The sequence below is a fragment of the Burkholderia sp. LMG 13014 genome, from assembly GCF_905232215.1.
Lineage (GTDB): Bacteria > Pseudomonadota > Gammaproteobacteria > Burkholderiales > Burkholderiaceae > Burkholderia.
In genome coordinates this window covers 1-8,908 of record NZ_CAJNKE010000236.1, presented here as the reverse complement: position 1 = coordinate 8,908, position 8,908 = coordinate 1, and the positions used below count along the sequence as shown (strand labels likewise).

Annotated in this window: 7 protein-coding genes; 5 read left to right on the top strand and 2 right to left on the bottom strand. The window is 67.6% G+C overall.

The genetic code is table 11. The features are described from left to right. Positions 1–2,639: DUF748 domain-containing protein (locus JYJ84_RS21240; RefSeq protein WP_205189433.1), on the top strand; the 2,639-nt coding region annotated here is incomplete at its 5' end. A gap of 59 nt (positions 2,640–2,698) precedes the next feature. Here the strand turns inward: JYJ84_RS21240 and JYJ84_RS21235 are convergent. Continuing rightward, the gene (locus tag JYJ84_RS21235) at positions 2,699–2,923 is read right to left on the bottom strand and encodes a hypothetical protein (RefSeq protein WP_164462743.1); all 225 of its coding nucleotides are present in this window, start codon (positions 2,921–2,923) and stop codon (positions 2,699–2,701) included. A gap of 303 nt (positions 2,924–3,226) precedes the next feature. Here JYJ84_RS21235 and JYJ84_RS21230 point away from each other — a divergent pair, with 303 nt between their 5' ends. Then, positions 3,227–4,903, top strand: a complete 1,677-nt coding sequence (locus JYJ84_RS21230; protein WP_175222459.1) for an alkaline phosphatase family protein — start codon at positions 3,227–3,229, stop codon at positions 4,901–4,903. Between the two features lie 88 nt (positions 4,904–4,991). Here JYJ84_RS21230 and JYJ84_RS21225 read toward each other — a convergent pair whose 3' ends face one another. Next, the gene (locus tag JYJ84_RS21225; RefSeq protein WP_175222460.1) at positions 4,992–5,894 is read right to left on the bottom strand and encodes a LysR substrate-binding domain-containing protein; all 903 of its coding nucleotides are present in this window, start codon (positions 5,892–5,894) and stop codon (positions 4,992–4,994) included. 270 nt (positions 5,895–6,164) lie between these two features. Between JYJ84_RS21225 and JYJ84_RS21220 the strand changes: the two genes are divergently transcribed. The 3 genes from JYJ84_RS21220 to JYJ84_RS21210 form a co-directional block, all read left to right on the top strand. Beyond that, a complete protein-coding gene (locus JYJ84_RS21220) occupies positions 6,165–6,911 on the top strand; it encodes an ABC transporter permease (RefSeq protein WP_374102117.1) in 747 nt (248 codons plus the stop codon). Between the two features lie 7 nt (positions 6,912–6,918). Further along, the gene (locus tag JYJ84_RS21215; RefSeq protein ID WP_175222461.1) at positions 6,919–7,962 is read left to right on the top strand and encodes an ABC transporter ATP-binding protein; all 1,044 of its coding nucleotides are present in this window, start codon (positions 6,919–6,921) and stop codon (positions 7,960–7,962) included. A 26-nt stretch (positions 7,963–7,988) separates the two neighbouring features. Then, positions 7,989–8,908, top strand: a 920-nt coding sequence (locus JYJ84_RS21210) for an extracellular solute-binding protein (RefSeq protein WP_205189432.1), incomplete at its 3' end; no start/stop codon positions are given.

Sequence of the window (8,908 nt, the reverse complement as noted above, 5' to 3'; positions counted from 1 at the left end):
CTGCTTCTGCCGCGAGCGGCGCAAAGGTCGAAGCCGACGCGAAGGAGGCGCCGCCGCTCGACCTGACGATCCGTCATTTCGCGATCGACGGCGGCACGGTCAACGTCGACGACCGCGTGCCGGCGACGCCGACCGCGCTGTCGCTCACGAAGCTCGCCGCGACGCTCGACGGCTTCACGATGCAGGGCAAGACACCCGCGAAATACACGCTGTCGACGTCGCTGCCGCGCGGTGGCGACGTGACGGCCGAAGGCACCTTCAATCTCGCGGAGAAGCAGGCCGAGAGCAAGCTGACGGTCGCCGCGCTCGCGCTGCCCGCGTTGCAGCCGTACCTCGGCGAAGCGACGCGTGCGCGCGTGCTCGACGGCACGCTCGGCGCGACCGTCAACGCGAAGGCCGACTGGGGCAAGACGCCGCTCGCCGCGCAGGTGGCCGACAGCACGATCAGCCTGAAGTCGCTGAAGATCGCGACGCCCGACGCGAAGGCGCCCGCGATCGTGTTGTCCGACGCGAGCGCGAAGATCGCGAAGGTCGACGTGGCCACGCGCACCGCGGAGATCGCGAGCGTCGACGCCAGCGGGATCGCGCTCGACGTGCAGCGCCTGAAGGACGGCAAGATCGACCTCGCGGCGCTGGCCGAACCCGCGCAGGCGTCGGTGCCGAAGCGCACGGTCGCGCGCAAGGCCGAGGCTGCTGCACCGTCGTGGCATTACCGGATCGACGCGTTGAACGTGAAGGATTCGTCCGCGAACTTCACCGACCTGTCGACGCCGCGCCCGGTGAAGCTGGCGATCAAGCCGCTGGACCTGTCGGTGCAGAAGATCAGCGACGACATGACCAAGCCGCTGCCCGTGCAGTTGAAGGCGACGCTGAACCGCAAGGGCTCGCTGAACGTGACGGGCGACGTGACCGCGCAGCCGCTGAAACTCGGCCTGAAGATCAACGGCAACCGCCTCGACGCGGCCGCGTTCGAGCCGTACTTCGGCAGCGCGCTGAACGCGACGATCGCCAGCGCGCTGCTCAACGCGCAGGGCAACCTGACGTTCGCGCAGGTGAAGGACACGCCGCGCGCGACCTACCGCGGCGACGTCGCGCTGGTCGACGTGCGGATGCTCGACAAGGCGACCTCCGACCCGTTCGCCGGTTGGCGCTCGCTCGCGCTGACGAACCTGAAGGCGAACTACGACGAGAAGGGCACCGACGTCGACGCGTCGCGCGTGACGTTCTCCAACTTCTACGGCCGCGTGCTGCTCGATGCGCAGGGGCGGCTGAACCTGAAGGATGTCGTCGCGAAGGAATCGGGCCCCGCGCAGTCGCTCACGCGCGATGCGAGCAAGAGCGAACCGGTGCCGCTGTCGCCGGGCATGACGCCGCCGGTCGCCGCCCAGGCTGCGCCGGCCGCCGCGTCCGCGACGGTGGTCGTGAAGGCGGCGACGCCGCCGCAGAACCCGGTGCGGATGCATTTCGGCGAGTTGCTGCTGCAGAACGGCCGCGTCACGTACACCGACAACTTCATCAAGCCGAACTACACGGCGAACCTCGTCGCAATCAAGGGCACGGTCGGCGCGTTCGGCACGGATTCGACGACGTCCGCGCCGGTCGACGTGGCCGCGAACCTCGCGGGCAACGGGCCGATCTCGATCAAGGGTTCGGTGAACCCGCTGATCGAGAAGCCGGCGCTCGACCTCACGGCGACCGCGCACGACATCGAGCTGACCAACCTGACGCCGTACTCGGCGAAGTACGCGGGCTACCCGATCACGAAGGGCAAGCTCAACGTCGACCTGCATTACGCGCTCGAGAACGACCAGCTGAAGGCGAACAACCACATCTTCATCGACCAGCTCACGTTCGGCGACCATGTGGAGAACGACACGGCGACCAAGCTGCCGGTGAAGCTTGCGATTTCGCTGCTGAAGAACACGCGCGGCCAGATCGACGTGAACCTGCCGGTGTCCGGTTCGCTGTCGAATCCGGAGTTCAGCGTCGGCGGGTTGATCTGGCGCGCGGTGCTGAACCTGATCGCGAAGGCCGTCACGTCACCGTTCTCGCTGCTCGCGCATGCGTTCGGCAGCGGCGGCGAGGATCTCGGCTACGTCGAATTCGCACCGGGCTCGTACCAGCTCGACGACGCGCAGCAGAAGAAGCTCGACACCGTCGTGAAGATGCTGACCGAGAAGCCGTCGATCCGCCTCGACCTGATCGGCCGTGTCGATCCGACGAAGGACACGTCGGGGCTCGGCGACGCGTACGTCGAGCGGCTGGTGCGTCAGCAGAAGCTGAAGGACGTGGTCGGGCAGGGTGAGAGCATCGACCCGATGTCGGTGAAGGTCGAGCCGGCCGAGTACAGCAAGTACCTGACGCGTGCGTACAAGGCCGCCGACTTCAAGAAGCCGCGCAACCTGGTCGGCCTGCAGAAGACGCTGCCCGACGCCGACATGAAGAAGGCGCTCGCCGACCATGCGCCGGCCGACGACAACGCGCTGCGTGCGCTCGCGCAGCAGCGCGCGCAGGCCGTGCGCCAGTACCTCGACGGGAAGATCGATTCGAGCCGCGTGTTCGTCGTTGCGCCGAAGCTCGATGCGAAGGGCATCGAGGACAAGGGCGCGACGACCCGCGTCGACTTCGGCCTGCAGTAAGCAGGCCATCCGCCGCCGCTGCGTCCGTTCATCCGTTCGGGCGCGGCGGCGTGCTTCCTTCAGCGCACGGCGATCGCCGGTTCTTCGCGCTTGTCCAATTCCTTCTTCGCGGCCAGCGGCAGACGCGCATCGTCCCACTGCGCCAGCCATTCGACTTCCTTCGCGGTGAACACCTGTCCGTAGTTGCGTAACGCGTACTGCAACGCGTCGACGACGTGGTGGCGAATGATTTCGGGGGTGCGTGCATCGTCCAGCACGAACCGGAGAGCTTCCAGGGTCGACATACTCGTGCTCCGGGTCAGGGAAAACCCTTTATCACACGCCAATAGTCATGCGCCAAGCGCGAAAAAAAATCGCGCGGCCGGCGACCGTGCGCGCCTTGCACCAGGCCGGTGCGGACGTCATGCGCGCACGTCGCAATGTGCGTTGGGTCACTTTGCTTTGCGATCGCTTCGTGTCGCTTGCGATTGGTTACGTTTGATAGAAAACAGTAAGCCGCGCTTCATGCGAGCGCCCCACGATCCGGCGATATTTTGCGCGCTTGATGGCAAGTCACGCAGTTCAACGTCAATCGAAGAGGTGGGGTGATGATGTCTTTCCTTGGTAAGCAGCGGAAGTTGGTGGCGATGGTGGCAGGCGCGCTGGCGCTCGCAAGCGCGGGTGCCTATGCGGCGCAGCAGGACGGCGACAGTCAGGGCGAGGACGGCGGCCATGGCCACCGTGTCGTGAAGCACGTGCTGCTGATCAGCGTCGACGGCCTGCACGAGCAGGATCTCGCGCGCTGCATCGGCGCGAACACGTGCCCGAACATCGCGGTGCTCGCGCAGCACGGCGTGACGTACACGAATGCGTACACGCCCGGCCTGTCGGATTCGTTCCCGGGCCTCGCGGCGCTCGTGACGGGCGGCTCGCCGAAGACGGCCGGCCTGTTCTACGACGTGTCGTACGACCGCAACCTGTACGCACCGGGCGACACGACGTGCTCGGGCAAGCAGGGCTGGAACGTCGTGTTCGACGAGACGACCGGCATCGATGCGTTCAACGGCGGCAAGCTCGTGCACCTCGACGGCGGTGGCGGGTTCAACCCGCAGGCGATCCCGCATGCGAAGGTCAACGGCCAGTGCGTGCCGGTCTATCCGCACAATTACGTGAAGACCAACACGGTGTTCGAAGCCGTGAAGGCCGGCGTGCCGAATGCGCACACCGCGTGGGCCGACAAGCACGCGTGGGGCTACGACTGGCTGAACGGCCCGTCGGGCACCGGCGTCGACGACATGATGCGCACCGAGATCAACTCGATCGACGCGACGACGCAAACGGACTACACGGACGTCTATTCGCACACCGCACAATTCGACAACCTGCACGTGCAGGCGCTGATCAACCAGATCAACGGCCGCGACTCGACGGGCACGAAGAGCGCGCCGGTGCCGACGCTGTTCGGCGCCGACTTCCAGACGCTGAGCGTCGCGCAGAAGGCGGTGGTGACGAAGGGCGGCGGCTACATGGACGCGAACTTCACGCCGAACGGGCAGGTCGCGAACGCGATCACGTATGTCGACAACTCGATCGGCCATGTCGTCGCGGCGCTGAAGCAGGCGAACCTGTATTCGTCGACGGCCGTGATCGTCACGTCGAAGCATGGCCAGTCGCCGACCGATCGCACCAAGCTCGTGAAGAACGGCGACACGCTGACGAAGCTGCTCGAAACGAACAACTACCTCGACCCGAACGGCAACTTCGGCCAGGCCAACACGACGACGGGCAACCTGAACGACGGTTCGGGCCTCGTCGACACGGGCTTCGTGCAGACTGACGACGTCGGCCTGATCTGGTTGCGCGACCGCAACCAGCGCACGGCCGTCGTGCAGACGCTGAAGGCGAACCTCGGCTGCAACGCACCGGGGATCTGCGCGGACGGTTCGCAGGCGTACATCCTGTACGGCGCGGCGCTGGCCGAGCGCTTCGGCGATCCGGCCAACGGTCGTACGCCGGACATCATCGTCCAGCCGAATCCGGGTGTGATCTATACGTCGAGCACGAAGAAGGACGAGGAGCACGGCGGGAATGCGCCGGACGACAGCCACCTCGGCCTGCTCGTGTCGTATCCGGGCATCCATCGCGCACGCACCGTGACCGACGTCGTCGGCACGAAGCAGGTCGCGCCGACGATCCTCGGGCTGCTCGGTGCGAACCCGCGCCTGCTGCACGCGGTCGTGGCCGAGAACACGCGCGTGCTGCCGGCCCTCGGTATCGACCACTGACGATGCCTGCCGGACGCCGCCGCCGGGCGGTGTCCGGCGCGGGACGCGCGGCGGCGCGCGTCCTGCTACATGACGATGCGGGTCCGGCTCATGCGGTCCCGCATTCGTCCAGCATCCATGCCCTGAAGTGCCGCAACGCCTCGCTCGTCTCGAGGCGCTCCGGCGCGTAGCACAGGTAGTGCCCCTGCGCGTCGACGTCGACGGGCGCGTCGAACGGCTCGACGAGCGTGCCGGCCGCGAGATTGTCGACGATCAGGAAGTGCGGCACGAGCGCGAGCCCGAGCCCGAGCCCCGCCTGCGCGGCCTGGATCAGCACCGAATACTGTTCGAAGCGCGGCCCGGCGAGCGCATTCATTTGCGAGGCGCGATGGCGTTCCGCCCACGCGGACCACGCGATTTCCGCCTGCTCGTGCACGAGTCGCGGCGCCGCCATGGCGTCGGCGGGCGTGCGCAACGCGTGCCGCTCCGCGAACTCGCGCGAACAGACCGGCACGAAGGTCCGCCCGTCCAGGTAATCGCTTCGCACCCCTTCCCATGCGCCGTCACCATAGCGGATCGCCGCGTCGAGCCCGAACGGAAAGATGTCGCCGTGTGCGAGATGGCGGCGAAAGCTCAGCGTGACGCTCGGCGCGACGGCGAGAAAACGCGTGAGCCGCGGCACGAGCCACTTGGTCGTAAACGTCGGCACGCTCGCGATCGTCAGCAGGTCGCTGTTCTCGCGTGCGCTCAGCAGTTCGATCGACGCGTTGCCGATCTCGCGCAGCGGGCCGACGACGCGTGCGTGGTACACCTGCCCGGCGCGCGTGAGCACGAGGCTGCGCCCTTCGCGCACGAACAGCTTCACGCCGAACAGCGCCTCGAGATTCGCGATCTGCCGGCTGACCGCGCTGGGCGTCAGGCCCAGTTCGCGGGCCGCGTAGGAGAAGTTCAGGTACTTCGCAGAACTCGCGAACGCGTGCAGTTCCGCGACGTTCGGATACAGGTGCTTCATCGCCGGCTATTCCCTCCGTGCACAGATCGATGCGGGCTTTGTACGTTTTTTTCATGACGATGCCATGTCGAAACCGCACACTGCAGCCATCCCGAAAACGCGTGACAGCCGCCGCCCGGCGGGCGTTGCGCGGCGTCTTTGTCTCTCTTGCCCGCGAGTGTTTCCATGCCTGCGTCTACCGCCCCGGCACTGGCCGATGGTGTTCCGATTCCGCGTAACAGGCCCGTGCGTCCGAGCGCCGGACGCCTGCTGCTGAACGCGCTCGTCGCGATGTTCGGGCTCTACCTGTTGCTGCCGATCGCGCTGCTGCTGGTCGGCTCGGTGGGCCAGTCGTGGACGAACACGCTGCTGCCGACCGGTTTCACCGGGCACTGGTTCGCCGACCTCGCCGCGAACCGCAGCTTCACTCGCGCATTCGGCGTGAGCCTGACGGTCGCGCTGGCGTGCTGCGCGCTCAACGCGGTGATCGGGCTGCCGCTCGCCTATGCGCTGCATCACCGTGCGCAGGCCGGGCGCGGCATGGCGACGCGCATCGTGATGCTGATGCCGGTGGCCGTGCCCGCGCTGACGCTCGGCTTCGGCTACATCGCGATCTTCAGCGGCGACACGCTGCCGTGGCTCGGCACGCTACCGCTGATGATCGGGGCCCACGCGGTGCTGACGCTGCCGTACCTGCTGCAGACGCTGCTCAGCGATCTGCGCCACCTCGGGCTCGCGCGCCTCGAAGCCTGCGCGGCGACCCTCGGCGCGACGCCGCTGCGCCAGTTCTTCACAATCGTGCTGCCGAACCTGCGGCACAGCCTGTTTTCCGGGCTCGTGATGGTGGCCGCGCTGTCGATCGGCGAATTCCAGATCTCGAACCTGATCGCCGGCTTTCGCTACCGCAACTATCCGATCGTGCTGCTGCAGGCGTTCTACGGCGCGTCGGGGATGGCGTGCGCGGCTACCGTCGTGCTGCTCGTCCTCGCCGTGCTCGCGACGCTCGTGTCGGTCGGCACCGTACAACGCATGAAGTGAGCCAGTCATGAGTCTCGAATTCGAACACGTCAGTTTCCAGTATCCCGGCGCGCGTCACGGCGTCGACGACGTCACGCTGTCCGCCGCGCAAGGCGAGCTGCTCGCGGTGATGGGGCGCAGCGGGTCCGGCAAGTCCACGCTGCTGCGGCTCGCAGCCGGCCTGCTCGACGGCGGCAGCGGCCGCATCGCGATCGGCGGCGACGACATGGCGGGCGTGCCCGTGTGGCGACGCGAGGTGGGCATGGTGTTCCAGCACTACGCGCTGTTTCCGAACCTGTCGGTAGCCGACAACGTCGCGTACGGGCTGCGGATGCGCGGCGTCGCGGCCGACGCCAGGCGGCGGCGTGCGACGGAGATGCTCGACCGCGTCGGCTTGTCGGCGCATGCCGAGCGCGGCATCGCGATGCTGTCCGGCGGGCAGCAGCAGCGCGTCGCGCTGGCGCGTGCGCTCGTGATCGAACCGAAGCTGCTGCTGCTCGACGAGCCGCTGGCGGCACTCGACGCCGGCATCCGCCATCAGCTGCGCGATGAAATCCGCGCGCTGCAGCGCGCATGCGGTGCGACGACGCTGCTCGTCACGCACGACCAGGACGAGGCGCTGAGCATGGCCGACCGCGTCGCGATCGTCGACGGCGGGCGCGTGCTGCAGGTCGGTACGCCGCGCGACCTGTACGAGCGGCCGGCTTCCGCGCAGGTCGCGCGCTTCGTCGGGCATTCGACGCTGCTGCGCGGCCGCGTGATCGCGCACGACACGGTCGACGTGCGTTTCGCGACGCTGCGCGTCGAGACGGGCGCGCACCGGCCGGGCGCCGAGATCGAGGTGCTGGTGCGGCCCGAGCACGTCGAAGCCGATCCGCCGGGGCCCGGCGTGAACCGTATCGACGGCCGCCCGGGCGACGTGCGCTACTTCGGCGCGACGCAGCGCTACGACTTCATTCCCACCGGTTCGGCCGACCCGCTGCTGTGCGAAGGCCGCGTGACGGCCACGCGCTGCATCGCGATCGAACCGCGCCATCTGCTCGTGCTACCGGCGTCGCCGGCCGCGCAATGACCCCTTTCATTCAACGGAGATCCCCGATGCTTGCAGGCCAACCCCTTGTGAAAACCCTGCGCGCCGGCATGCTGGCGCTGTGCGCACTCGCCGCGCTGGCTGCCGCACCGGCGCACGCCGCACCGCTGTATCCGGGCGAGGACGCGCTGTATGCGAAGGCCGCCGACGAAGGGCTCGTCGTGTCGTTCGACACGGGCCCCGAATGGGCGAACTGGAAGGCGCTGTTCGCCGAATTCCGCAAGCGCTATCCGAAGGTCGAGATCACCTACAACGACATCGGCTCGGCCGCGACCGTGGTCGCGCTCGACAAGTCGCGCCGCCGTCCGCAGGCCGATACCGCGTACTACTTCGCCGCGTCGGCGCTCGATGCCGAGAGCAAGGACGTCGTCGCGCCGTTCAAGCCGGTCAACTTCGACAAGCTGCCGAACGTGTTCCGCTCGGCGGACGGCCGCTGGTTCGCGGTGCATTCGCTGAACATCGCGTTCCTCGTCAACCGCAAGCTCGTGAAGAACGTGCCGCAGCGCTGGTCCGACCTGCTGAAGCCGGAATATCGCAACGCGGTCGTCTACCTCGACCCGCGTTCGACCGGGCAGGGGCAGGTTGCCGTGTTCGCGGCCGCGTACGCGAACGGCGGGAGCGTCGAGAATCCGAAGCCGGGCGCGGAATTCTTCGGCAAGCTGAAGAATGCGGGCAACGTGCTGCGCGTCGAGGGCACGACGCCGTATGCGAAGTTCGTGAAGGGCGAGATTCCGATCCTGATCGGCTACGAGAACGACGGCCTGAAGGCGAAGTACGTCGACGGGATGGGCGATGCGGCCGACGTCGTGATTCCGCAGGACGGCAGCGTGTCGGCGCCGTATGCGATGAGCCTCGTGAAGAACGGCCCGAACCCTTCCGCCGCGCAGCTCTGGCTCAACCTCGTGATGAGCGACGTCGGGCAGGCGCT

What these genes read in the sequence shown, in the direction of transcription:
- JYJ84_RS21235 (WP_164462743.1), bottom strand. Translation starts at nt 2,923, where the DNA reads ATGTCGACCCTGGAAGCTCTCCGGTTCGTGCTGGACGATGCACGCACC.
- JYJ84_RS21215 (WP_175222461.1), top strand. Translation starts at nt 6,919, where the DNA reads ATGAGTCTCGAATTCGAACACGTCAGTTTCCAGTATCCCGGCGCGCGT.
- JYJ84_RS21230 (WP_175222459.1), top strand. Translation starts at nt 3,227, where the DNA reads ATGATGTCTTTCCTTGGTAAGCAGCGGAAGTTGGTGGCGATGGTGGCA.
- JYJ84_RS21225 (WP_175222460.1), bottom strand. Translation starts at nt 5,894, where the DNA reads ATGAAGCACCTGTATCCGAACGTCGCGGAACTGCACGCGTTCGCGAGT.
- JYJ84_RS21220 (WP_374102117.1), top strand. Translation starts at nt 6,165, where the DNA reads ATGTTCGGGCTCTACCTGTTGCTGCCGATCGCGCTGCTGCTGGTCGGC.